This window comes from Micromonospora sp. WMMD956 (assembly GCF_029626125.1).
Classification (GTDB): domain Bacteria; phylum Actinomycetota; class Actinomycetes; order Mycobacteriales; family Micromonosporaceae; genus Micromonospora; species Micromonospora carbonacea.
This window is the reverse complement of the sequence record NZ_JARUBI010000005.1, coordinates 6,017,029-6,039,686: the sequence shown is the minus strand read 5'-3', so window position 1 is coordinate 6,039,686 and position 22,658 is coordinate 6,017,029. Positions and strand designations below refer to the sequence as shown.

Below are 22,658 nucleotides of genomic sequence, written 5' to 3'. Positions count from 1 at the left end.
GCTACGAAACCCCGCAGTCAAGGGGCCCACCAGGCACGACGCTGGGTATGTGCGCGCTAACAGAGATCACTTCGGTGGACGGTTCGACCGCCGGGCCACCGCCGGCGGGCCCGGGCGGCCGGACGGCACGGCGGAGGCCGGCACGGCCCTGGCGGCGCGCCGCGTGCGGCGTGCGGTCAGCCCCTCCGGCCGCTGCTCGCGCGCACGACGAGCTGCGGCTCGACCTGCGGGTGCGGGAAGCGCCCCGCCGGGCCGTCGGCGTCGAACAGCTCCAACAGGGCCGCCACGCAGCGGCGGCCGACCTCGTCGAAGTCCTGCCGCACGGTGGTCAGCGGCGGCGAGAGGTATTCGGCCTCGGGGATGTCGTCGAACCCGACCACGCTGACGTCCTCCGGAACCCGCACGCCGCGCTGGTGCAGCGCCCGCAGCAGGCCGAGCGCCTGGTGGTCGTTGGCGCAGAACACGGCCGTCACGTCCGGGCGGTCGACAAGCGTCTGCCCGATCTCGTAGCCCGCGCGGGGGCTCCAGTCGCCGACGAGGACCGGGGGGACGGACCGCCCGGCCTGCTCCAGCGCCAGCCGCCACCCGTCGACGCGGTCGCGGGCCTCCAGCCAGTCCCGGGGGCCGGCGATGTGCCACACCGTCTCGTGCCCGAGGGAGAGCAGGTGCTCCACGGCCAGCCGGGCCCCGGCGACCTGGTCGACGGAGATGCTCGGCAGCTCCCGGGCGCCGCCGCTCGACTCGACCACCACGGCGGGCACGCCGGTGGGCAGGCCGTGCACGGCCACCGCCGCCGTCATCATCGGGGCGATGACGACGACCCCCGCGACCGACTGCTCGGTGAGGGCGTCGATGGCCGACCGCATCCCGGCCCGGTCGAGCTGCTCCAGGGTGACGATGCTGATGCCGTACCCCGCGGCGCGGGCGGCGCGTTCGATGCCGAGCAGGGTCGCCGCCGGGCCGTAGAGGATGGTGTCGAAGCTGACCACGCCGATGACCCGGGAGCGCCGCCCGGCCAGGCCCCGGGCCAGGGCGTTGGGCCGGTAGTTGAGCTGGTGCACCGCGCGCATCACCCGCTCGCGGGTCTCCTGCCGGACGCTGGGGTGGTTGTTGAGCACCCGCGACACCGTCTGGTGCGAGACACCGGCGAGCCGGGCGACGTCGTTCATCACCGCCGCGCGTGCGGCCGGCTGCTGACCCATGGCAACTCCCCTCGTGGCCATCGTAGCCCGTCGTGATCAACAAGACGGGCGGTCAGGCTCGCTGCGCGGAGGGCGTGTCCGGCGTGCCCCCACCTCGGGGAGCACGCCGGATGGCCCTGTCGTACGGTCGACCGGTCGAGCCTCAGAATCCCCTGGCCAACCGGTAGTAGGCCTGGTTCCACCGCAACTCGTTCGTCAGCCGGCGGGTGGTCGTCTCCGCGTCGATGACGACCAGCTCGGTGGCGACCATCTCGGCCAGGTCGTGCAGTTCCTCGACCCCGACGGCCTGCGACAGCACCGTGTGGTGCGGCGCGCCGGCCGTGAGCCACGCCTCCGCCGAGCCGGCCAGGTCCGGCCGGGGCCGCCACACCGCGCGGGCCACGGGCAGCTTCGGCAGCGGCTGCGGCGGGACGATCACGTCGATCTCGTTGGCGACCAGCCGGAACCGCTCCCCCATGTCGGCCAGCCCCAGCACCACCGCGGGCCCTGCCTGGGCGTCGAACACCAGGCGCACCGGGTCCTCGCGGCCGCCGATGCCCAGCGGGTGGATCTCCACGGCGGGCGTGTCGGCGGCGATGGTCGGGCAGACCTCCAGCATGTGCGCGCCGAGGACGACCTCCTGCCCGGGCGTGAGGTCGTAGGTGTAGTCCTCCATGAAGGAGGTGCCGCCGGTGGTGCCCACCGACATCGCCTTGAGCGTGCGCACCAGCACCGAGGTCTTCCAGTCGCCCTCGCCGCCGAAGCCGTAGCCGTCGGCCATCAGCCGCTGCACCGCGATCCCCGGCAGCTGCCGCAACCCGCCGAGGTCCTCGAAGTTGGTGGTGAACGCGCGGAATCCGCCCGCGTCGAGGAAGTCGCGCAGGCCCGCCTCGATCCGGGCGGCGTAGCGCAGGGAGTCGTGCCGGTCGCCGCCGGCCCGCAGCTCGGCGACGAGCCGGTAGTTGTCGTCGTACTCCTTGACCAGCTCGTCGATGCGCGAGTCCGCCACCGCGTCCACGGCCGCCACCAGGTCGTTCACGCCGTAGGTGTTGACCGAGACGCCGAAGCGCAGCTCCGCCTCGACCTTGTCGCCCTCGGTCACCGCCACGTTGCGCATGTTGTCGCCGAAGCGGGCCAGCCGCAGCGACCGCAGCTCCGCGTGCCCGATCGCCGCCCGGGTCCACGCCGCGATGCGGGCGGTGACGCTCGGGTTGCTCACGTGCCCGGCGACGGTCTTCCGGGCCACCCCCAGCCGGGTCTGCACGAACCCGAACTCCCGGTCGCCGTGGGCGGCCTGGTTGAGGTTCATGAAGTCCATGTCGATCTCGGACCAGGGCAGCGCCACGTTGGCCTGCGTGTGCAGGTGCAGCAGCGGGGTGCGCAGGGCGTCCAGGCCGGAGATCCACATCTTCGCGGGAGAGAAGGTGTGCATCCAGGCGATCACCCCGACCGCGCCCTGGACGGCGGCGTCACGGCAGACGGCCAGGATGTCGGCGCTGGAGGTGAGCACCGGCTTCCAGACCACCCGGGCGGGGATGGCCGGATCGGCGTCGAGCTGCTCCGCGATCTGCCGGGACTGGTCGGCCACCTGACGCAGGGTCTCCGGGCCGTACAGGCCCTGGCTGCCGGTGAGGAACCAGACCTCGGCGGCCGGGGATGGGTTGGTCATGGGGTTGCCTTCCGGTGTACTGGGGTGGTCACTTCTTGCGGATGCCGACGAGGCGCTGGAGGAGGATGAACGCGAACAGCAGGCCACCGATCACGATCTTGGTCCACCAGGAGCTGAGGCTGCCGTCGAAGGTGATCAGCGTCTGGATCACCCCCAGCACGAGGACACCCAGCACCGTGCCGAACACGTAGCCGGAGCCACCCGTGAGCAGGGTCCCGCCGATGACGACGGCGGCGATCGTGTCCAGCTCCATGCCGATCGCGATCAGCGGGGCGCCCGACAGCGTGTAGAACGACAGCAGGATGCCGCCGATGGCCGAGCAGAGCCCGCTGATCGTGTAGACGGCGATCTTCGTACGCCCCACGGGCAGGCCCATGAGCAGCGCCGACTGCTGGTTGCCGCCGATGGCGTACACGTTGCGGCCCAGCCGGGTGTAGGCAAGCGTGTACGCCGCGACCGCCACCACGACGAGGGCGACCAGGACGCTCACGGTCACGAAGTTCTCGCCGATGCGGATGCGCTCCTGCGCCGCCGAGGTCCAGAACCCGTCGGTGATCGGAATGGACGTCGAGCTGATCCAGGTGCACATGCCCCGGGCGAAGAACATGCCGGCGAGGGTGACGATGAACGGCTGGATGTCGAAGAAGTGGATGACGCAGCCCATCGCGAACCCGAGGGCGGGGCCGATGAGCAGCGCGATCAGCAGCACCACCGCGGGGTGCACGCCGTCGCCGAGCAGCGACGCCGACACCATCGCGGTCATCGCCACCACGGAGCCGACCGACAGGTCGATGCCGCCGGTCAGGATGACGAAGGTCATGCCGACCGCGACGACGAGCAGGAAGCCGTTGTCGATGAAGATGTTGAAGACGACCTGGATGTTGGAGAAGGCCCGGTACTGCGAGACGCCGATGCCGTACATCACCAGCAGCAGGGCCAGGGTGGCCAGCACCGGCACCTGCCGCTGCGGCACCCGCCACCAGGCCCGTGGGCCGCGCGCGGCCAGGGGGGTCGTGGTCATGCCGGGACCTGCTCCTTCTGCTTCTCGGCGGGCGTCGCCGGGGCTGACGTCGGCGCGTGCCGACGCCGGAACCGGGCGCGGAACGCCGGCGCCTGGATGAGGCAGACCGCGATCACCACGACCGCCTTGAACAGCAGGGCCGTCTGCGGGTCGATGTTCATGGCGTACACCGAGGTGGTCAGGGTCTGGATGATCAGCGCGCCGACGATGGTGCCGCTGAGGTAGAACCGGCCGCCGGCCAGCGACGTGCCGCCGATGACCACGGCGAGGATGGCGTCCAGCTCGACCCAGAGGCCGACCGCGTTGCCGTCGGCGCTGGAGACGTTCGCCGTCATCATGAACCCGGCCACGGCGGCGCAGGCGGCGCTCACCACGTAGACCAGGAAGGTGATCCGCCGCGAGCGCACGCCCGCCAGGCGGCTGGCCTCGGCGTTGCCGCCGACCGCCTCGATGATCATGCCGAGGGCGGTGCGGCGGGTCAGCACCGCCACGACCAGCGTCACCGCGAGGGCGATGATGATCGCGAACGGCAGCGTGAGCAGGTGCCCGACCCCGATCGTCTTGTACGGCTCGCTGTTGATCGTGATGATCTGCCCGGAGGTGACCAGCTGGGCCAGGCCCCGGCCGGCGACCATCAGGATCAGCGTGGCGATGATCGGTTGGATGCCTATCCCGGCGACCAGGATCCCGTTCCACGCGCCGAGCACCAGGGCCACGCCGAACGCGATCGCCACCGCCGTGAGCACGGCGCCGAGGCTGTTCTGGTCGGGCTGCTCGCTGATGTAGAGGCAGGCTATCGCGCCGCAGACGGCGGCCACGGAACCCACGGAGAGGTCGATGCCGCCCGTGGCGATCACCAGGGACATGCCCAGCGCGACCAGGATCAGCGGGGCGCTGAGCCGGACGATGTCGACGAGGCTGCCGTAGAGGTGGCCGTTCTTCAGCTCGACCGACAGGAAGCTCGGCCGGTAGACGGTGTTCGCCGCCAGCAGCACCACCAGCACGACCAGGGGCCAGAACAGCCGGTGGCCGGTGACGCCCGCGAGGCGGGTACGCGCTGTGCTCATACCTTCTCCAACCCTTCCTGCGCCGCGCCGCTGGCGATGGCCTGCATCACGCGGTCGGCGTCGAGGGTGTCGTCGTTGTCGAGCTGGGCGACCAGCCGCCGGTCGCGCATCACGACGACCTTGTGGCTGAGCCGCAGCACCTCCTCCAGCTCGGCGGAGATGAACAGCACCGCCATCCCGCCGTCGGAGAGCTGCGCCACGAGGCGCTGGATCTCGGTCTTCGCGCCGATGTCGATGCCCCGGGTCGGCTCGTCCAGGATCAGCAGCCGCGGCTCGGTGATCAGCCACCGGGCGAGCAGCACCTTCTGCTGGTTGCCGCCGGAGAGGTTGCGCACCGGCATGTCGGGGTTGGCCGGCCGGATGCTCAGCGCCTTGATGTAGCGCTCGACCAGCTCGTCCTGCTTGCGCCGGGGCACCGGCCGCAGCCAGCCGCGGGCCGCCTGCATGGCCAGGATGATGTTCTCCCGCACCGACAGCTCGCCCACCAGGCCCTCGGTGCGGCGGTTCTCGGAGCAGAAGGCGACGCCCCGGTCGATCGCGGCCACCGGGTTGCGGATCGCGGCGGGCGCGCCGTCGACCGCGAGCCGGCCCTGGTCGGAGCGGTCCGCGCCGAAGAACAGGCGGGCGACCTCGGTGCGCCCCGACCCCAGCAGCCCGGCCAGCCCGACGACCTCGCCGGCGTGGATGGTGAGGCTGAACGGCGCGACCGAGCCGGAGCGGCCCAGCCCGTCCGCCGCCACGAGGGGCTCCCCCTGCGTGACCGCCGCACGGTCCCGGTCGGTCTCGGAGTCGAGGCGCTCCAGCGCGTCGAGCTCCTTGCCGATCATCTTCTCCACGAGGGCGATCTGCGGCAGCTCGGCCGTCGGGTACTCGCCCACGAGGCGGCCGTTGCGCAGCACGGTGATCCGGTCGGCGATGCCGTACACCTGGTCGAGGAAGTGGGTGACGAAGACGATCGCGATGCCGTCGTCGCGCAGCTGGCGCATGATCCGCATCAGCTGGGCCACCTCGTCGGCGTCGAGGCTGGAGGTGGGCTCGTCGAGGATCAGCACCCGGGCGTTCACGTCGACGGCGCGGGCGATGGCCACCATCTGCTGCACCGCGAGGGAATAGCTGCCGAGCAGCTCGGTGACGTCGATGTGCAGGTCGATGCGGGCCAGCAGCTCCTTGGCCCGGCGGCGCATCTCGCGCCAGTTGACGGCCCCGAGCCGGCGCGGCTCCCGGCCGATGAAGATGTTCTCCGCCACCGACAGGTTGGGCAGGAGGTTGACCTCCTGGTAGACGGTGCTCACCCCGGCCGCGGTGGCCTGCATCGGCCCGGCGAAGGAGACCTGCTGACCGTCGAGGGTGATCGTGCCGGCGTCCGTGCTGTAGACGCCGGTCAGCACCTTGATGAGGGTGGACTTGCCGGCGCCGTTCTCGCCCATCAGGGCGTGGACCTCACCGGGGAAGAGACGGAAGTCGACGCCGTCGAGGGCGCGTACTCCCGGGAAGATCTTGCTGATCGCGGTCATCGTCAGGACCGGATGCCTCTGCGACATCCCACCAGGCCTTTCGTGTGTCGCGGAAGCGAGCGGCGGGGCCGCCGCGCGTGGCGCGGCGGCCCCCTCCGGTCAGTACTTCCGGGTCGGCAGAGCGGCCTTGGCCTGCTCCTGGGTGAAGGTGGTCTCCTGGGTCTCGACCCGGGCGGGGACCTCCTCGCCGGCCTTAACCTTCTTCACCAGGTCCATCAGCTGGTCGCCCAGCAGCGGGCTGCACTCGGCGATGAAGTTGAACTTGCCGTCGGCCAGGGCCTGCATGCCGTCCTTGACCGCGTCGATCGTGATGATGGTGATGTCCTTGCCCGGCACCTTGCCGGCCGCGGTGATCGCCTCCAGCGCGCCGAGGCCCATGTCGTCGTTGTGGGCGAACAGGACGTCGATCTTCGGGTTGGCCTTGAGGAACTGCTCCATGACCTGCTTGCCGCCGGCCCGGGTGAAGTCACCGCTCTGCGACGCGACGATCTTCAGGTTGGGGTTGGCGGCGATGGCCTCCGCGAAGCCCTTCTTGCGGTCGTTGGCCGGCGCCGAGCCGGTGGTGCCCTGGAGCTCGACGATGTTCACCGGGCCCGTGGCGTCCTTCTTCTGCTCGACCAGCCACTCGCCGGAGAGCCGGCCCTCCTTGACGAAGTCCGAGCCGATGAAGGTCTTGTAGAGGCTCTTGTCGGCCGAGTCGACGGCCCGGTCGGTCAGGATGACCGGGATCTTGGCGTCCTTGGCCTCCTTGAGCACGGTGTCCCAGCCCGACTCCACCACCGGCGAGAAGGCGATCACGTCGACCTTCTGCTGGATGAAGTTGCGGATCGCCTTGATCTGGTTCTCCTGCTTCTGCTGGGCGTCGTCGAACTGCAGCTTGATGCCGGCCTTCTCGGCGGACTCCTTGATGGAGTTGGTGTTCGCCGTGCGCCAGCCGCTCTCCGCGCCGACCTGCGAGAAGCCGAGGACGATCTGGCCGTCGCCGTTGCCGCCGGACTCCGAGCCGGTGTCGCTGTTGCCGCACGCGGCCAGGCTGGTGGCCATCAGGCCGGCGGCCAGGATCGCGCCGAACCCGCGGCGGGTGATGGTCGTGCCGGACTTGCGCATGTGATGACTCCTTGCGGGGGTGGGTGGGGTACCTACATGGGCCGGGGCCGCCTCGGCGTGCCGGACGGCACGGCCAACCGGTGGTGCTGTGGTGAGGTGCGGTGGAACGGGCCGGGCCCTCGGGGTGCCGGACCGGCCGGGACGGGGTCGGGCGGTCAGGGGGTGGCGGAGACCCCGGGCTGCCCGTAGACGTTCTGGTAACGGTCGTAGAGGGAGTCGATGTCCTCGCGGGCCATCGGCACCGGCCGGCCGAGCGTGCGGGCCAGGTGGGCGGTGCGGGCGACGTCCTCGCACATCACCGCCGCCTTGACCGCCGCGCGGGCGTCCTTGCCGATGGTGAAGACGCCGTGGTTGCGCATGAGCACCGCCGGCGAGCGGTGCCCGGACAGGGTGGCCACGATGCCCTTGCCGATGTCGTCGCCGCCGATGAGCGCGAACGGGCCGACCGGGATCTCGCCGCCGAACTCGTCGGCCTGGGCGGTGAGGTGGCACGGGATCGACTCGCCGCAGGCCGCCCAGGCGGTGGCGTAGGAGCTGTGGGTGTGCACCACGCCGCCGACCTCCGGCATCGCCCGGTAGACGTAGGCGTGCGCGGCGGTGTCGCTCGACGGCGACAGGTCACCCTCCACCACGACGCCGTCGAGGTCACAGACGATCATGTTGTCGGGCCGCAGGTCGTCGTAGGAGACGCCGCTGGGCTTGATGACCATCAGGTCCGCGCCGGGCACCCGGGCGGAGACGTTGCCGGCCGTCCAGGCCACCAGGTTGTAGCGGACCAGCTCGCCGTGCAGGGTCGCGACCTGCTCGCGCAGGCGCGTCACCTCGGCGCCAAGGTCGGGGCTCATGCCAACACCTCCAGGGGGACTGCGGCCTCGCCGGCCGGGGAGTGGTCGGCCGCCCGACGGGCGGCGTTGCGGATGGCGCGCAGCCGCAGCAGGGCCTCGTCGCCGCCCCGGCCGAAGTGGTCGTGCAGCCGCCGGTACTCCGCGTAGAGCGCGTCGTAGGCGAGCGCCCGCTGCGGGTCGGGCCGGTAGACGTCGCGGTCGACCCGGCCCATCACGGCCGAGGCGGCCGGCACGTCGGGGTACGCGCCCGCGGCCACCGCCGCGTGGATCGCCGAGCCGAGCGCCGGGCCCTGCGTCGAGCCGATGATGCCCAGCGGGCGCTTCGTGACGTCGGCGTAGATCTGCATGAGCAGCGCGTTGTTGGTCAGCCCGCCCGCGACGATGATCTCGTCGACCGGCACCCCCGCCTCGGCGAACGCCTCGATGATCATGCGGGTGCCGAACGCGGTGGACTCCAGCAGCGCGCGGTAGACGTCCGGCGGCCGGGTGGCCAGGGTCAGCCCGACGATCACCCCGCTGAGGTCGTGGTTGACCAGCAGGGACCGGTTGCCGTTCCACCAGTCCAGCGCCACCAGGCCGTGCGCGCCGACCGGCTGGGCCGCGGCGGCGGCCGTCAGCGCCTCGTGCGAGTCGAAGCCGGCGGGGGCGGCGTGCTGGACGTACCAGCCGAAGATGTCGCCGACGCCGCTCTGGCCCGCCTCGTAGCCCCAGTGCCCGGAGCTGATCCCGCCGTCCACGACGCCACACATGCCGGCCACCTCGGCCAGCTCGGTGCCGTTGACGACGTGGCAGGTGGAGGTGCCCATGATGGCGACCAGCCGGCCCGGGTCGAGGGCCTGGGCGGCGGCGGAGGTGACGTGGGCGTCGACGTTGCCGACCGCCACGGCGATCCCCTCGGGCAGGCCGGTCCAGGCCGCGGCCTCGGCGGTCAGCCCGCCGGCCCGGGCGCCCAGCGGCGCGAGCGGGCCGTCGATCTTGGCGACGAAGTCGGCGAAGCCTGGGTTCAGCGCGGCCAGGTACTCCCGCGACGGGTACCGGCCGTCCTGGCGGATGCCCTTGTAGCCGGCGGTGCACACGTTGCGGGTCTCGACGCCGCAGAGCTGCCAGACGATCCAGTCGGCGGCCTCGATCCACCGCTCGGCGCGGTCGTAGACCTCCGGGTCCTCCTCCAGCAGTTGCAGGCCCTTGGCGTACTGCCACTCGGCGGAGATCTTGCCGCCGTAGCGGCCGATCCACGGCTCGTTGCGGGCGTGGGCCAGCTCGTTGATCCGGTCCGCCTGGGGCTGGGCCGCGTGGTGCTTCCACAGCTTGACCCAGGCGTGCGGCCGGGTACGCAGGTCGGGCAGCTCGCACAGCGGGGTGCCGTCGGCGCGGGTGGGCAGCACGGTGCAGGCGGTGAAGTCGATGCCGATGCCGATGACCTGGCGGGGGTCGACGCCGCTGGCGGCCAGGGCCGCCGGCACCGCCTGCCGCAGCACCTCGCGGTAGTCGTCCGGGTCCTGGAGGGCCCAGTCCGCGGGTAGCGCCTGGCCGTCGACGGCGAGTACCGTGTCCATCACGGCGTGTCGGTACTCGTGCACCGCCGTGCCCAGTTCGGCACCGTCACCGACCCGTACCACCAGCGCTCGACCCGACAACGTGCCGTAGTCGACGCCGACAACGTACCGGTCGCCCGGCCCTGCCGAAACGCTCATGACATCCTCCGCTCACTTGCTGGCAACAGTGTTAGCGCTCACATGTCGTGTCGTCAAGATGCTTCCCGCCAAGATCTTTCAGTCCGGTCTCCGACACGGCCCCCAGCCTGGAGTCTCTCCAGATGGCCACGTCGGCGACGATTCGGTCACGGGGCGCGACCCACGGCGGAGGCGGCCCGAAGCCGGGGATGTGCGCGTTCACAAGGAGAGGGCGAGCCGGCCGCACGGCGCGGGAGACTCCCCACCGCCGCCCGCCGGCCCCCGCCGGGCCCACCGACCCGCCGCCCGGCCGTGACGGGGAGTGAGAGACGGCCCCCCGGCGCACCACGCCACCCGCCCGACCCGCTCCGCGCCAGATGACGCAACACTCACACTCCGCCACCACGCGGAAGCCTTCGCAGCTCCTCGCGGAGCCGGATGCACACCGCTCGACGAGGGCGTCGCGGCGCCGGGCACGCAGCAGAGCGCGCGGTGGCGTCACGGAGACCCCCGGAGAATGACAACGCAGGGTAAGGACGATCGTCCTGATGTGGCCAGCTCCCCTTCGTCACGGAGCGCGACCGAAGCACCCAGGCTCGCAGCCCCGCCGAAGCCGCACCCCGGGCGGCCAGGCCGGCCCGGGGAACCCCCGTCGGGCACCGGGCCGACGCCGCCCCGTCCGGCGGCGCCGACCCGGCCGACAGCAGACGCGGCAGCAGCAACCCGCGCCCGAAAGTTTCGAGCTTGTTTCGGACCCGTGCAGACTAAGCTCTCAAGCGAAGGCGAGTCAAGCGTCACCTGTCGATGCGTCCAGGCCAGACCCCGATTTCACCCCTACCCGCCCCCAAGCGTCGAAAGTTTCGGGATATGCTGCGGCGGGCCGGGAACGAGGGAGATGGCATGGAACAACAGCGGGCGACGCTGGCGGAGATCGCGCAGGCGGCCGGGGTCTCGATCCCCACCGTCTCGAAGGTCCTCAACGGCCGACCGGACGTCGCACCCGCGACGCGGCACCGGGTGCAGACGCTGCTCGACGCGCGGGGGTACACCGCCCGGGGCACCGCCCGCCCGGCCAACCGGGCGGGCCTGATCGACCTGGTGCTGCGGGATCTCGGCAGCCCGTGGGCCATGCAGATCATCGACGGCGTGGAGGAGCTGGCCTACCAGGCCGGCTTCGGCGTCGTCGTCTCCGCCGTCCACGGCCGGCACCGCACCCGCCCCGACCGGCGCTGGACCGAGCAGCTCGCCGCCCGACGCTGCAACGGGGTGCTGCTCGTCCTCTCCGACCTCTCCCCCGCCCAGCGCGGCCAGCTGGAGGACCTGGGCATCCCGGCGGTGATCATCGACCCCGCCGGGCAGCCCCCCGCCGACATACCCTCCGTCGGGGCGACCAACTGGGCCGGCGGGCGGGCGGCCACCGAGCACCTGCTCGACCTCGGACACCGCCGGATCGCCGTCATCGGCGGACCCCCCACCGTGCCGTGCAGCCGCGCCCGCGTCGACGGCTACCGGGCCGCCATGGACGCCGCCGGGCAGCGGGTCCCCACCGGCCACGTCCGCGCCGGCGACTTCCTGGCGCCCTCGGGCTACCGGGAGACGCACGCCCTGCTCGACCTGGCCCGGCCGCCGACGGCGATCTTCGCCTGCTCCGACGAGATGGCCCTGGGCGCCTACGAGGCGCTATACGAGCGGGGACTACGGGCGCCCGACGACATGAGCGTCGTCGGCTTCGACGACCTGGACGCCGCCCGATGGGCCGTGCCACCGCTGACCACCGTGCGGCAGCCGCTGACGGAGATGGCCGCGATGGCCACCCGGATGCTGCTCAGCCTGGTCAACGACGAGGAGCTGGCGAGCGACCGCATCGAGCTGGCCACCCCGCTGATCGTCCGGCACAGCACCCGGCCCTGCTGACCGCCCCGACCGCTGGCGTCCCGTCCACCGTGGACGGGACGCCGCCGGGGTCAGGCCCCGTCCCGCATGGCGCGCACCGCCTCGCCCGCGTACAGGCAGGCGGCCCGCTGACCGGGGGCCACCTCGACCAGCCCCGGGTCGACCTCGGCGCAGTCCGGCCGGGCCTGGGGGCACCGGGTCCGGAACCGGCAGCCGGCGGGCGGGTCGACCGGGCTCGGCACGTCGCCGCGCAGGATGATCCGCCGCCGGCGCCGCTCCACCTTCGGGTCCGCCACCGGGACGGCCGACAGCAGCGCGGCGGTGTACGGGTGCGCCGGCTGCCGGTAGAGCTGCGCCGGGGTGCCGGTCTCCACGATCCGGCCCAGGTACATCACGGCGATCCGGTCGCTCATGTGCTCGACGGCCGCGAGGTCGTGGGCGATGAACAGGTACGTCAGTCCCAGGTCCCGTTGCAGCGCCCGCAGCAGGTTCATGATCTGCGCCTGCACGCTCAGGTCGAGCGAGGCGATGGGCTCGTCGAGGACGATCAGGTCGGGCTCCCCGGCCAGCGCGCGGGCGATGCCGACCCGCTGGCGTTGCCCGCCGGAGAGCTCGTGCGGGTGCCGGCCGGCGAGGTCGGGGCGGAGGCCGACCAGTTCCAGCAGCTCGGCGACCCGGCGGCCGCGGGCCTGGGCGGAGCCGGCGAGGCGGTGCACCACCAGCGGCTCGGCGACGCTGGCCCCGATCGTGCGCCGGGGGTCCAGCGACGCCTGCGGGTCCTGGAACACCATGGCCACCCGCCGACGCAGGCCGCGCAGCCGGCGGCGGGACCACCGGGTGACGTCCCGGCCGCCGACCCGCACGCGTCCGGAGGTCGGGTCGACCAGGCGCAGCAGCGCCAGGCCGGTGGTGGACTTACCGCTGCCCGACTCGCCGACCAGCCCCAGCGTCTCGCCCCGCCGGACGGTCAGCGACACCCCGTCGACGGCCCGCACCTGCGCGCCGCCCCCGGCCGGGAACCACACCCGCAGGTCGTCGAGCTCGGCAAGGGGCTCCGGCGGCCGGGCCTGCGGCGTCGGCGCGGCCGGGACGGTGTCGGTGCTCATGCGTCCTCCCCGCCGGGATAGAAGGTGCGTACGTCGTGACCGGGGGCCACCGGGACCAGCGGCGGCAGCTCGTGCGCGCACCGGGCGTCGCCGCGCACCGGGCAGCGGGGCCAGAACGCGCAGCCGGGCGGCAGGTCCAGCGGGCTCGGCGGCGCGCCGTGGATCGCCGGGAGGTCGCCGCCGCCATGCTGCGGGTCCGGGCGGGCCGCCAGCAGGGCCCGGGTGTACGGGTGCGCCGGCGCGTCGAACACGGCGTCGACGTCGCCCCGCTCGACGATCCGGCCGCCATACATGACGGCCACCGTGTCGGCGACCCCGGCGACCACGCCGAGGTCGTGGGTGATCCAGACGACGGCGGTGCCGAGCCGGCGGCGCAGGTCGGCGACCAGCTCGACGATCTGCGCCTGGGTGGTGACGTCGAGCGCGGTGGTCGGCTCGTCGGCGATCAGCAGGGCCGGCTCGCAGGCCAGGGCCATCGCGATGACGACCCGCTGCCGCATCCCGCCGGAGAACTGGTGCGGGTACTCGTCGACGCGCCGGCCCGGCGACGGGATGCCGACCAGGTCGAGCAGCTCCACGGCCCGGTCCCGGGCCTGCCGGCGGGTCATGCCGAGGTGCTCCTCGCACGCCTCGGACACCTGCCGGCCCACGGTGAGCACCGGGTTGAGCGAGGTCATCGGGTCCTGGAAGACGAAGCCGACGTGCCGTCCGCGCAGCCGCCGGCGGCGCGGCTCGGGCAGCGCGGTCAGCTCCTCGCCGAGCAGCCGGACCCGGCCGGTGACCGTGGCCGCGCGGGGGGCCAGGCCGGTGGCGGCGAGCACGGTCATGCTCTTGCCGCTGCCGGACTCGCCGACCAGGGCGAGGGTCTGCCCGGCCCGCACCGACCAGTCGACGCCCGCGACGGCCCGGGCCGGGCCACGTCGGGTGCCGATCGTCACCGTCAGGTCCTCGATCGCCAGCACCGGCGCGTCGTCGTCGCGGGCGGCGGGGCCGGGCCCGGCGTCATCGCGGGCGGCGGGGGGTGGTGTGCTCATGTCCTGCTCCTGTTCGCCTCGCCGACGGTGAGCTGGCGCGGGTCCAGCACGTCGCGCAGCGCGTCGCCGACGAGGTTGAAGGCGAGCACGGTGAGGAAGATCGCGGCGCCGGGGAAGACGCCGAGCCACCACGCCTCGGTGACGAACCCGCGCCCGTCGTAGAGCATCCGGCCCCAGGCGGGGTCCGGCGGCTGCACGCCGAGGCCCAGGAAGGACAGGGCCGCCTCCGAGAGGATGGCGAACGCCAGCGACAGCGACGTCTGCACGATCAGCGGGGCCGCGACGTTGGGCAGCACGTGGCGGCGGATGATCCGCGCGTCCGACGCGCCGATGGACACCGCCGCGCGGACGAAGACCTGCTCGCGTACGGAGAGCACGCCCGCGCGGGTGACCCGGGCGAAGATCGGCGTGTAGACCACCCCGATCGCGACCATCGCGGTGACCAGGCCCGGCCCGAGCACCGCCACGATCGCGACGGCGAGCAGCAGCACCGGGAACGCGAACAGCACGTCCATGCCGCGCATGAGGACGTTGTCCACCCAGCCCCGGTACCAGCCGGCGAGCAGGCCCACGGTGACCCCGACCAGCAGCGCGATGCCGACGCTGACCAGGCCCACCTCCAGGGAGACCCGGGCGGCGACGAGGACGCGGCTGAGCACGTCGCGGCCCAGCTCGTCGGTGCCGAACGGGTGGTCGAGGCTGGGCGGGCGCAGCATCCGCTCGACGTCGACGTCGTTGACCCCGGCCGGCGCCAGCCATCGGCCGGCCACCCCGACGACGAGCAGCAGGAGCAGCACGACGGCGCCGGCGACGGCCGGCGGGTCGTGGCGCAAGGCGGACAGCGTGCGGCGCAGCGTGCCGTCGGACCCGCCGCGCGCCGCGGGCCGGTCCGCTCCGCCGCCGACCGCAGCCCGGTCCTCGCCGCCGCTCACCGCAGCCCGATCCGCGGGTCGAGGCGGGCGTAGAGGACGTCCACCAGCAGGTTCATCAGCAGGAACAGGGCGGCGACGAAGAGCACCGCGCCCTGGAGCACCGGGTAGTCGCGGGCCTGGACGGCGTCGTAGGTGAGCCGGCCGACGCCCGGCCAGGCGAACAGCACCTCGATCACGATCACCCCGCCGACGAGGCTGGCCAACTGCACCGCCACCACGGTGACCACGGGGATCAGCGCGTTGCGCAGCACGTGCCGGACGACCACGACCCGGGCGCGCAGCCCCTTGGCCTCGGCGGTGCGCACGTAGTCCTCGGCGAGCACCTCCAGCACCGAGGAGCGGATGAACCGGGTGAGGATCGAGGCGGTGACCAGCCCCACGGCCGTGGCCGGCAGCACCACGTGCGACGCCCACCGCGCCGGGTCCTCGGTCAGGGCCACGTAGCCCGACGGCGGCAGCCAGCCGAGCACCCCGGCGAAGAGCAGGATGCCCATGATGCCCATCCAGAAGTCGGGCACCGACACGCCGAACTGGCTGAACACCCGGGCGGCGTGGTCGAGGGCGGACCCGCTGCGCACGGCGGAGAGCACGCCCAACGGGAAGGCCACGAGCAGGGCCAGCAGCACGGCGGTCACCGCCAGCGACAGCGTCGCCGGCAACCGCTCCAGCACGATCGTGGTGACCGGCTGGCCACTGCGGAAGCTCACCCCGAGGTCGCCGGTGAGCGCGTGGCCGACGTAGCTGAGGTACTGCGCGACCAGCGGCCGGTCGAGGCCGGAGCGTTCCCGCAGCGCGTCGTAGGTCTGCTGGTCGAAGCGGGTCCCGAGGGCGACCCGGACGGGGTCGCCGGGGACGAGCTGGAGCAGCAGGAAGACGACGAGCGTCACCCCGAACAGGACGACGACCGACTGGAGCAGCCGGCGTAGGACGAAGCGTGTCATGTCTGCCCCCGTCAGCTCACCTGTCGAGGGCGACGTCGCGGAACCGGATGGCCCGGTCGGAGCGGACCTGGTAGCCGGTCACCTGCTTCGACCAGCCCTGCACCACGTCGGGGTTGTAGAGGTAGATGTAGCTGGCGTCGTCGACGATCTGCTTGGCCGCCTGGTCGTACGTCCGCTTGCGGGCCGCCGGGTCGGTTTCGGTGCGGCCGGCGTCGAGGAGCCTGTCGACGGCGGGGTTGCTGTACTTGTGGAAGTTGAACGTCGCGCCGGTGCGGTGCTGGGCGTAGTAGAACTCGTCCGGGTCGATGTTGCCGAGCCAGCCGAGCAGGAACGCGTCGAAGGCGCCCCGGCCCTGCTCGTCGAGCCACTGGGCGAAGTCGAGGGTGCGGATCTTCACGGTGATCCCGACGTCTTTGAGCTGGGCGGCGATGACCTGGGCCGCGCTGACCGTCTCCGGGTACTCGGTGGTCACCATCAGATCCAGCCTCAGCCCGCTGACGCCGGCCTGGCCGAGCAGCTGCCGGGCCTGCGCCGGGTCGTGCCGGTACGGCGCGTACTCGAAGTGCCAGGAGCTGCCCTTCGGGATCGCGGTCTGGTTGACCGTGGCCTGCCCGAACTTGGCCGCCTTCGCGATCGCCTCCCGGTCCAGGGCGAACGCGATCGCGCGGCGCACGTTCACGTCGTCGTACGGCTTGCGGCCCTCGTTGAGCGCGAGGTACCAGTAGTCGGTCGACGACCGCGACTCGACGGTGACGTCGCCGCCGTTCTCCTTCAGCGCGGCGACCTGCTGGGGCGGCAGGTTGTCGGTCCACTGGACCTCGCCGCCGCGCAGGTTCTGGAGGGCGACCGTGGGGTCCTTGACGAAGGTGAAGCGGACCCCGTCGAGCTTCGGCTTCGCGCCCCAGTAGTTGTCGTTGCGGGTGAGCTGGATGCTGTCGCCGGAGGTGTAGCCGGCGACGGCGAACGGCCCGCTGCCCACCGGCCTGGTCTTGACCGCCCCGGACTCCACGTTGGACTTCTCGACGATCGCGACGCCCTTGAACCCGCCGAGGCTGGCCAGCAGGTTCGGGGTGGGCTTGGTGAGCGCGACCACCACGGTCGTCGGGTCGGGCGCGGTCACGGACTTCACGGTCTCGAACCGGTAGGACTGGTTGAGCTTCTCCGAGATGATCCGCTCGTACGAGTAGACGACGTCCTCGGAGGTCAGCGGCGACCCGTCGGAGAAGCGCACGCCCTCGCGGAGGGTGAAGGTCCAGGTGAGCTGGTCGGCGCTGGTGGTCCACTTCGTCGCCAGCGAGGGACCCATCCGCAGGTCGGGGCCCGGCTCGACGAGGGTGTCGTAGACGTTCTCCAGCACCTGGAAGCTGTAGTAGGCCGAGGTCCGGTGCGGGTCGAGCTGGTCGGGTTCCCCGCCGATCGCGGCGTTCAGCGTGCCGCCGGCGCCCGTGCCGCCGGTGTCGCCGGCCCCGTCCACGTCGACGCTGTCGCCGGCGCCGCATCCGGCGGCGGCGAGTGCGAGCGCGAGCACGGCGCCGACCATTCTGGATCTGGTCATGGACCCGGTCCCCCTCCGTCAGCGAGGCGCGGGAGTGCTCCCGCCCCCGATCTCCTTGCCCGCGGTGTCCGGCGGACGAAACCTGCGTCGCCGCCCCGGCCCGCCGCCGGGCGCGGCCCCGGCGGTACCGGCCCAGGTGAGGGCGGTTTCGTCACACAACCGTCATGGAACCGGGGGGTGCCCTCCAAAACCGCGTACCAGGGTGGGGGCTGCCGCCGCCGAGGAGAGGAGGCCGGATGACGGTCGTACCGGACGATCGCCTGATGACGCTGATCTGCGACGACTGCGGCGACACGACGACCGGCAACGCGTGCGTGCTGCCCGACGCCGAGGTCGTCTGGACGCTGGTGTCCGAGCACGGCTGGAGCGGCTCGCCGTTCGCCGTCGGCCCGCACCGGTGCCCGCCGTGCAGCATCGCCGGCCCCGCGCCGAGCCAACTCCTCGGGATCGACCAGGTCGACGGCTGCGACGACGCGCCCAGCCACGGCGAGGACCGGCTGCGCGCCGCCCTGCGCGACGCGGTCGAGGTCGACGGGCGGGCCGTGGTGGACCTGCACGGCATGGAGCAGATCGACCCGGCCGGGCTGGGTCTGCTGGTGCGGGCCCACCAGGACGCCCGGCAGCGGGGCGTCGTCCTGTGCCTCGCCGCGCCCTCCCGGTTCGTCCGCACCGTCCTGCACACCATGCGGCTCGACGGCCTCTTCCCGACCTTCGCGACCAGGCAGGAGGCCCTGGCGGCGACCGCCCCCGCGCTGGCGGCGACCGGCCCCGCCCTGACGGCGACCGGCCCCGCGCCGGCCCGCTGACCCGGCGCGGGGCGCGGCGGCTCAGGCCGACCGGTCGGGCTGCGCCTGGTAGACGTCGGGCACCCCGTCCCGGTCGCGGTCGACGGTCTCGGCCTCGTGCACCCGCCGGTAGGCCCGGCTGCGGACGCGCAGGATGACGGTGGCCAGGCCGGCGGCGAGCAGGGATCCGGTGAGTACGGCGACCTTGACGTGGTCGTCGCGCTCGCTGCCCAGGCCGAAGGCGAGCTCGCCGATGAGCAGGGAGACGGTGAACCCGATGCCGCCCAGCAGCGCCAGGCCGAACACGTCGAGCCAGTTCAACCCCTCGTCGAGGTCGGCGCGGGTGAACCGGGACACCAGCCAGGTCGCCGCCATGATGCCGATCGGCTTGCCGAGCACCAGGCCGACCACGATCCCGACGGCGACCCGGTCGGTCAGGGCGGTGGCCAGGCCGGCGAGGCCGCCGACGGTGACACCGGCGGAGAGGAACGCGAAGACCGGCACCGCGACCCCGGCGGAGAGGGGCCGGAACCGGTGCTCGAAGTGCTCGGCGAGGCCGGGACCGGCGTCCGGGCCGCCTGCGGCCCGGCTGCGGACCACCGGAACGGTGAAGGCCAGCAGCACGCCGGCGACGGTGGCGTGCACCCCGGACTCATGCATCAGCACCCAGGTCACGGCGGCCAGCGGCAGCAGCAGCCACCAGGACCGGACCCGGCGCTGCACCAGCAGCCCGAAGACCGCCAGCGGGACCAGCGCGCCCAGCAGCGGCCCGACGGCCAGGTCGGAGGTGTAGAAGACGGCGATGATCACGATGGCGAGCAGGTCGTCGACCACCGCGAGGGTGAGCAGGAAGGTGCGCAGCGCCGCGGGCAGGAAGCGGCCGACGACGGCGAGCACCGCCAGGGCGAAGGCGATGTCGGTCGCGGTGGGGATCGCCCAGCCCCGCGGAGCGTCGCCGCCGGCGATGAGGTGGTAAAGGAGGGCGGGCACGAGCACGCCGCCCATGGCGGCGGCCACCGGCACCGCCGCGCGGCGCGGGTCCCGCAGGTCCCCGGCGACGAACTCGCGCTTGAGCTCCAGCCCGGCGACGAAGAAGAAGATCGCCAACAGGCCGTCGGCGGCCCAGGTGGCCAGGCTGAGGTCCAGGTGCAGCGCCGCCGGACCCAGCCTGAGGTCCCGCAGCGCCTGGTAGCCGTCGGCCCAGGGGGAGTTGGACCAGATCAGGGCCAGCAACGCGCCGACCAGCAGGAGCGCCCCGCCCACGGTCTCCCTGCGCAGGATGCCGAGGATGCGGCTGGTCTCACCCCACGAGCGTCGGGCGAGCAGGCTGGGGCGGCGCCGGGGGGCGTCGGTCACGGGGAACTCCTCGTCGGCTGGGCAGCGTCGTCTCGTCGCCGACCAGACTTCCCGGCACACCGAAGCCCTACCCTAGCCGCTTTCCGGGCCCGAAACTTCCGCTGGTTGCCACCCTCACTCCAGCTATCCATACTGATGAACGTTCCTGAGCCGGACATGGTCGGAGGCCGGGCAGCCCCGATCGGAACCTCGCCCCATCGGCACTCTCCGGAGGAACCTGCCCCATGAGATCAAGGACGAAGCTGCTGGGCGCCGCCCTGGTGGCCGCCGCGGTGGCCGCGCTCGCGGCCGTCACGGCACCCGCGCCCGCGTCGGCGGCGGCGCTGACCGAGGTCACCAACTTCGGCGCGAACCCCAGCAACCTGCGCATGTACCTGTACGTGCCCGACCGGGTCGCGCCCCGGCCGGGCCTGCTGGTCGCGGTGCACTACTGCACCGGCACCGGCCCGGCGTTCTTCAACGGCGCCCAGTTCGACGAGCTGGCCAACCAGTACGGCTACATCGTCGTCTACCCGTCGGTGACCCGCAGCAGCCAGTGCTTCGACGTCTCCTCGCCGCAGGCGTTGCGCCGGGACGGCGGCAGCGACCCGGTGGGCATCAAGTCGATGATCGACTACGTCCGGGCGCGGTACCCCGTCGACGCGGACCGGATCTTCGCCACCGGCGTCTCCTCCGGGGCGATGATGACCAACGTCCTGCTCGGGCTCTACCCCGACGTGTTCGCCGCCGGCGCGGCCTTCGCCGGCGTCCCGTTCGGCTGCTTCGCCACCACGAACGGCTCGGAGTGGAACAGCGAGTGCGCCAACGGGCAGGTCACCAAGACCGCCCAGCAGTGGGGCGACCTGGTCCGCAACGCCTACCCGGGGTACACGGGCAAGCGGCCCCGGATGCAGCTGTGGCACGGCACCAACGACGAGACCCTGCGCTACCCGAACTTCGGCGAAGAGGTCAAGCAGTGGACGAACGTGCACGGGCTGAGCCAGACCCCGACGTACACGGACACCCCGCAGTCCGGCTACACCCGCACCCGCTACGGCGGCAGCGGCACCATGGCGCCGGTCGAGGCGATCAGCATGGCCGGGGTCTCGCACAACCTGCCCGTGGACGCCGCGCAGGCCATCCGGTTCTTCGGCCTGGACAACGCCACCCCGCCCACGACGCCGCCGCCCACCACTGCCCCGCCGACCACCCCACCGCCGACCACGCCGCCGCCGACCACCCCACCGCCCACGACGCCGCCGCCGACCACGCCGCCGGCCGGCGGGGGCTGCGCCGTCGGGTACACCGTCAACGCCTGGAACACCGGCCTGACCGCCGCCGTCACGATCACCAACACCGGCGGCACGACGATCAACGGCTGGAGCCTGGCGTTCACGCTGCCGGCCGGGCAGAGCATCACCGGCGGCTGGAACGCCACCTACTCCCCCACCAGCGGCGCGGTGACCGCCCGTAACGTCTCGTACAACGGCACGATCGCGCCGAACTCGTCGGTCAGCATCGGCTTCCAGGCCGACCACACCGGCAACACCGCCAAGCCGGCCTCGTTCACCCTCAACGGGGCGGCCTGCTCGGTGTCCTGAGTGCAACCCGGTGGCGGTGCGCTCCGCCACCACCGTCGCCGGCGAGGGCGCGCACCGATTCCGGTGCGCGCCCTCGTCACGAATCCGACATGCCGACCGCCGGCATGGGGGTCCGGGCGGGACTCCCGTGCCGGCGGCCTACACCGGCCCGCGCGCCGGCTACGGCGGGCCCGGCGGGCGGTCAGTTCGTCGCGGTGGCAGGCTCCCCGGGACCGTCCCCGGCCACGACCGGCTCGACGGTCCGGTCCGCCAGATGCTGGCGCACCGACCAGGCCACGGCGGCCGCCCAGGCGGCCACGATGACCAGGTAGCTGGCGTACCGGATGCCGGCGGAGGCGTCGATCCAGTCGCTGAGCAGCAGGGTCCGCACGTTGGTGAGGATGATGACGCCGCCGACGGCGGAGCCGAGGACCCGCGGCGGCACCATCCGCACCAGCCAGGCGGCGATCGGCGCGGCGATCATGCCGCCGAGCAGCAGCGCGCCCACCCAGCCGAAGTTGATGTTCTCCGACCCGATCCCGACCAGGAACCCGGCGCTGGCGGCGATCGCCACCAGGAACTCGCTGGTGTCGATGGAGCCGATCACCCGACGCGGCTCCATCCGGCCGCTGGCGAGGATGGCGGGGGTGCCGACCGGGCCCCAGCCGCCGCCGCCGGTCGCGTCGACGAAGCCGGCGACGAGGCCCAGCGGGCCGAGGAAGCGCTTGCGCAGGGGCAGCCCGACCCGGTCGCGGGGCAACCCGGAAACGGTGAACCGGACCAGCACGTAGACCCCGAGGGTGAGCAGGATCAACGACATGATCGGGGCCGCGGTCGCGGTGGAGAGGCTGGACAGGAACGTGGCACCGGCGAAAGCGCCGACGGCGCCCGGCACGCCGACCCTGCGGACCACCGTCCAGTCGACGTTGCCGAAGCGCCAGTGGGCGGCGCCGGAGACGAGGGTGGTGCCGATCTCGGCCAGGTGAACGGTTGCGGAAGCACTCGCGGCGCTGGTGTTGATGGCCAGCAGCAGTGTTGTCGACGTCACGCCGTACGCCATGCCGAGGCTGCCGTCTACCAGTTGCGCACCGAGTCCCACAAGGGCGAGGAGAAGGAGTTTACGCACAATTTCCGCCGATCCGAAAGACAAAAGGGGGTCTGGCAGCGCCGGGCGGGGACGGCGGTCGAGGCGGACCGCACCGCCCCGGCGAGCCGAGTCTGTGCAGGTACAGGGATTGTCGTAGGCGACGCCGGCCGCCCCATTGACGGGCGACCGCGCACTAATCATTCCGACAGATTGGGTAAAACGCTCGTTAAGCGGGGCTACGGTGCCGCCGCCCGGTCGCGGTATCGGCTCGCCCAGCGCGACCGCCGGCAAGACCGTCGCTGAACTCACCGCCTGTGGCGAACCGCACTCGAT

Annotated in this window: 18 protein-coding genes; 3 read left to right on the top strand and 15 right to left on the bottom strand. The window is 72.8% G+C overall.

Annotation, left to right across the window (positions count from 1 at the left end; all coding sequences use genetic code 11):
- Positions 1 to 176: 176 nt before the first annotated feature.
- From O7628_RS26405 to araB, 8 genes are all read right to left on the bottom strand, one after another.
- Positions 177 to 1,202: a LacI family DNA-binding transcriptional regulator gene (locus O7628_RS26405; RefSeq protein WP_178064574.1), complete on the bottom strand. Its 1,026-nt coding sequence runs from the start codon at positions 1,200 to 1,202 to the stop codon at positions 177 to 179.
- A 142-nt stretch (positions 1,203 to 1,344) separates the two neighbouring features.
- Positions 1,345 to 2,850 (bottom strand): L-arabinose isomerase, encoded by a 1,506-nt coding sequence (gene araA, locus O7628_RS26400; RefSeq protein WP_278134621.1) that lies wholly within the window; start codon positions 2,848 to 2,850, stop codon positions 1,345 to 1,347.
- A 28-nt stretch (positions 2,851 to 2,878) separates the two neighbouring features.
- On the bottom strand, positions 2,879 to 3,871 hold the full coding sequence (gene yjfF, locus O7628_RS26395) for a galactofuranose ABC transporter, permease protein YjfF (protein ID WP_074479101.1): 993 nt from the start codon (positions 3,869 to 3,871) through the stop codon (positions 2,879 to 2,881).
- Positions 3,868 to 4,938 (bottom strand): ABC transporter permease, encoded by a 1,071-nt coding sequence (locus O7628_RS26390; protein ID WP_278134618.1) that lies wholly within the window; start codon positions 4,936 to 4,938, stop codon positions 3,868 to 3,870. Before O7628_RS26390 ends, yjfF begins: the two co-directional genes overlap by 4 nt.
- Positions 4,935 to 6,479 (bottom strand): sugar ABC transporter ATP-binding protein, encoded by a 1,545-nt coding sequence (locus O7628_RS26385; protein ID WP_278134615.1) that lies wholly within the window; start codon positions 6,477 to 6,479, stop codon positions 4,935 to 4,937. The genes O7628_RS26390 and O7628_RS26385 overlap by 4 nt, the downstream gene beginning before the upstream one ends.
- Positions 6,480 to 6,551: 72 nt before the next feature.
- Positions 6,552 to 7,559, bottom strand: a complete 1,008-nt coding sequence (locus tag O7628_RS26380) for an ABC transporter substrate-binding protein (RefSeq protein ID WP_278134613.1) — start codon at positions 7,557 to 7,559, stop codon at positions 6,552 to 6,554.
- A 155-nt stretch (positions 7,560 to 7,714) separates the two neighbouring features.
- Positions 7,715 to 8,404, bottom strand: coding sequence for an L-ribulose-5-phosphate 4-epimerase (locus O7628_RS26375; protein ID WP_176735066.1), 690 nt, complete (start codon positions 8,402 to 8,404; stop codon positions 7,715 to 7,717).
- A complete protein-coding gene (gene araB / locus O7628_RS26370; protein WP_278134610.1) occupies positions 8,401 to 10,098 on the bottom strand; it encodes a ribulokinase in 1,698 nt (565 codons plus the stop codon). The genes O7628_RS26375 and araB overlap by 4 nt, the downstream gene beginning before the upstream one ends.
- 879 nt (positions 10,099 to 10,977) lie before the next feature.
- Between araB and O7628_RS26365 the strand changes: the two genes are divergently transcribed.
- A complete protein-coding gene (locus tag O7628_RS26365) occupies positions 10,978 to 11,991 on the top strand; it encodes a LacI family DNA-binding transcriptional regulator (RefSeq protein ID WP_074479096.1) in 1,014 nt (337 codons plus the stop codon).
- A gap of 50 nt (positions 11,992 to 12,041) precedes the next feature.
- Here O7628_RS26365 and O7628_RS26360 read toward each other — a convergent pair whose 3' ends face one another.
- The 5 genes from O7628_RS26360 to O7628_RS26340 all read right to left on the bottom strand — a co-directional run bounded on the left by O7628_RS26360 (position 12,042) and on the right by O7628_RS26340 (position 17,538).
- Complete coding sequence (locus tag O7628_RS26360; RefSeq protein ID WP_278134606.1) at positions 12,042 to 13,076, bottom strand: ABC transporter ATP-binding protein; 1,035 nt, start codon at positions 13,074 to 13,076, stop codon at positions 12,042 to 12,044.
- Complete coding sequence (locus O7628_RS26355) at positions 13,073 to 14,110, bottom strand: ABC transporter ATP-binding protein (RefSeq protein ID WP_278134604.1); 1,038 nt, start codon at positions 14,108 to 14,110, stop codon at positions 13,073 to 13,075. The genes O7628_RS26360 and O7628_RS26355 overlap by 4 nt, the downstream gene beginning before the upstream one ends.
- Entirely contained in the window at positions 14,107 to 14,964 is an 858-nt protein-coding gene (locus tag O7628_RS26350; protein WP_278136411.1) for an ABC transporter permease, read from the bottom strand. The genes O7628_RS26355 and O7628_RS26350 overlap by 4 nt, the downstream gene beginning before the upstream one ends.
- A gap of 74 nt (positions 14,965 to 15,038) precedes the next feature.
- Positions 15,039 to 15,983 carry an ABC transporter permease gene (locus O7628_RS26345; RefSeq protein WP_074479093.1) on the bottom strand — a complete coding sequence of 315 codons (945 nt, stop codon included), beginning with the start codon at positions 15,981 to 15,983 and terminating at the stop codon, positions 15,039 to 15,041.
- 16 nt (positions 15,984 to 15,999) lie between these two features.
- Positions 16,000 to 17,538 carry an ABC transporter substrate-binding protein gene (locus tag O7628_RS26340; protein ID WP_278134602.1) on the bottom strand — a complete coding sequence of 513 codons (1,539 nt, stop codon included), beginning with the start codon at positions 17,536 to 17,538 and terminating at the stop codon, positions 16,000 to 16,002.
- A gap of 236 nt (positions 17,539 to 17,774) precedes the next feature.
- On the opposite strand from O7628_RS26340, the gene O7628_RS26335 reads away from it, so the two are divergent.
- Positions 17,775 to 18,344: an STAS domain-containing protein gene (locus tag O7628_RS26335; protein ID WP_278134600.1), complete on the top strand. Its 570-nt coding sequence runs from the start codon at positions 17,775 to 17,777 to the stop codon at positions 18,342 to 18,344.
- 21 nt (positions 18,345 to 18,365) lie between these two features.
- Here the strand turns inward: O7628_RS26335 and nhaA are convergent, their stop codons facing one another.
- A complete protein-coding gene (gene nhaA, locus O7628_RS26330; protein WP_278136410.1) occupies positions 18,366 to 19,649 on the bottom strand; it encodes a Na+/H+ antiporter NhaA in 1,284 nt (427 codons plus the stop codon).
- 254 nt (positions 19,650 to 19,903) lie between these two features.
- Between nhaA and O7628_RS26325 the strand changes: the two genes are divergently transcribed.
- Complete coding sequence (locus O7628_RS26325; protein WP_278134598.1) at positions 19,904 to 21,259, top strand: PHB depolymerase family esterase; 1,356 nt, start codon at positions 19,904 to 19,906, stop codon at positions 21,257 to 21,259.
- Positions 21,260 to 21,440: 181 nt separating this feature from the next.
- Here the strand turns inward: O7628_RS26325 and O7628_RS26320 are convergent, their stop codons facing one another.
- Entirely contained in the window at positions 21,441 to 22,364 is a 924-nt protein-coding gene (locus O7628_RS26320; protein ID WP_278134595.1) for a sulfite exporter TauE/SafE family protein, read from the bottom strand.
- Positions 22,365 to 22,658 lie beyond the last annotated feature (294 nt).

Excerpts from the sequence above, each read along its gene's own strand:
- O7628_RS26405 (WP_178064574.1), bottom strand. The coding sequence starts at position 1,202 with ATGGGTCAGCAGCCGGCCGCACGCGCGGCGGTGATGAACGACGTCGCC.
- araA (WP_278134621.1), bottom strand. The coding sequence starts at position 2,850 with ATGACCAACCCATCCCCGGCCGCCGAGGTCTGGTTCCTCACCGGCAGC.
- yjfF (WP_074479101.1), bottom strand. The coding sequence starts at position 3,871 with ATGACCACGACCCCCCTGGCCGCGCGCGGCCCACGGGCCTGGTGGCGG.
- O7628_RS26390 (WP_278134618.1), bottom strand. The coding sequence starts at position 4,938 with ATGAGCACAGCGCGTACCCGCCTCGCGGGCGTCACCGGCCACCGGCTG.
- O7628_RS26385 (WP_278134615.1), bottom strand. The coding sequence starts at position 6,479 with ATGTCGCAGAGGCATCCGGTCCTGACGATGACCGCGATCAGCAAGATC.
- O7628_RS26380 (WP_278134613.1), bottom strand. The coding sequence starts at position 7,559 with ATGCGCAAGTCCGGCACGACCATCACCCGCCGCGGGTTCGGCGCGATC.
- O7628_RS26375 (WP_176735066.1), bottom strand. The coding sequence starts at position 8,404 with ATGAGCCCCGACCTTGGCGCCGAGGTGACGCGCCTGCGCGAGCAGGTC.
- araB (WP_278134610.1), bottom strand. The coding sequence starts at position 10,098 with ATGAGCGTTTCGGCAGGGCCGGGCGACCGGTACGTTGTCGGCGTCGAC.
- O7628_RS26365 (WP_074479096.1), top strand. The coding sequence starts at position 10,978 with ATGGAACAACAGCGGGCGACGCTGGCGGAGATCGCGCAGGCGGCCGGG.
- O7628_RS26360 (WP_278134606.1), bottom strand. The coding sequence starts at position 13,076 with ATGAGCACCGACACCGTCCCGGCCGCGCCGACGCCGCAGGCCCGGCCG.
- O7628_RS26355 (WP_278134604.1), bottom strand. The coding sequence starts at position 14,110 with ATGAGCACACCACCCCCCGCCGCCCGCGATGACGCCGGGCCCGGCCCC.
- O7628_RS26345 (WP_074479093.1), bottom strand. The coding sequence starts at position 15,983 with ATGACACGCTTCGTCCTACGCCGGCTGCTCCAGTCGGTCGTCGTCCTG.
- O7628_RS26340 (WP_278134602.1), bottom strand. The coding sequence starts at position 17,538 with ATGACCAGATCCAGAATGGTCGGCGCCGTGCTCGCGCTCGCACTCGCC.
- O7628_RS26335 (WP_278134600.1), top strand. The coding sequence starts at position 17,775 with ATGACGGTCGTACCGGACGATCGCCTGATGACGCTGATCTGCGACGAC.
- O7628_RS26325 (WP_278134598.1), top strand. The coding sequence starts at position 19,904 with ATGAGATCAAGGACGAAGCTGCTGGGCGCCGCCCTGGTGGCCGCCGCG.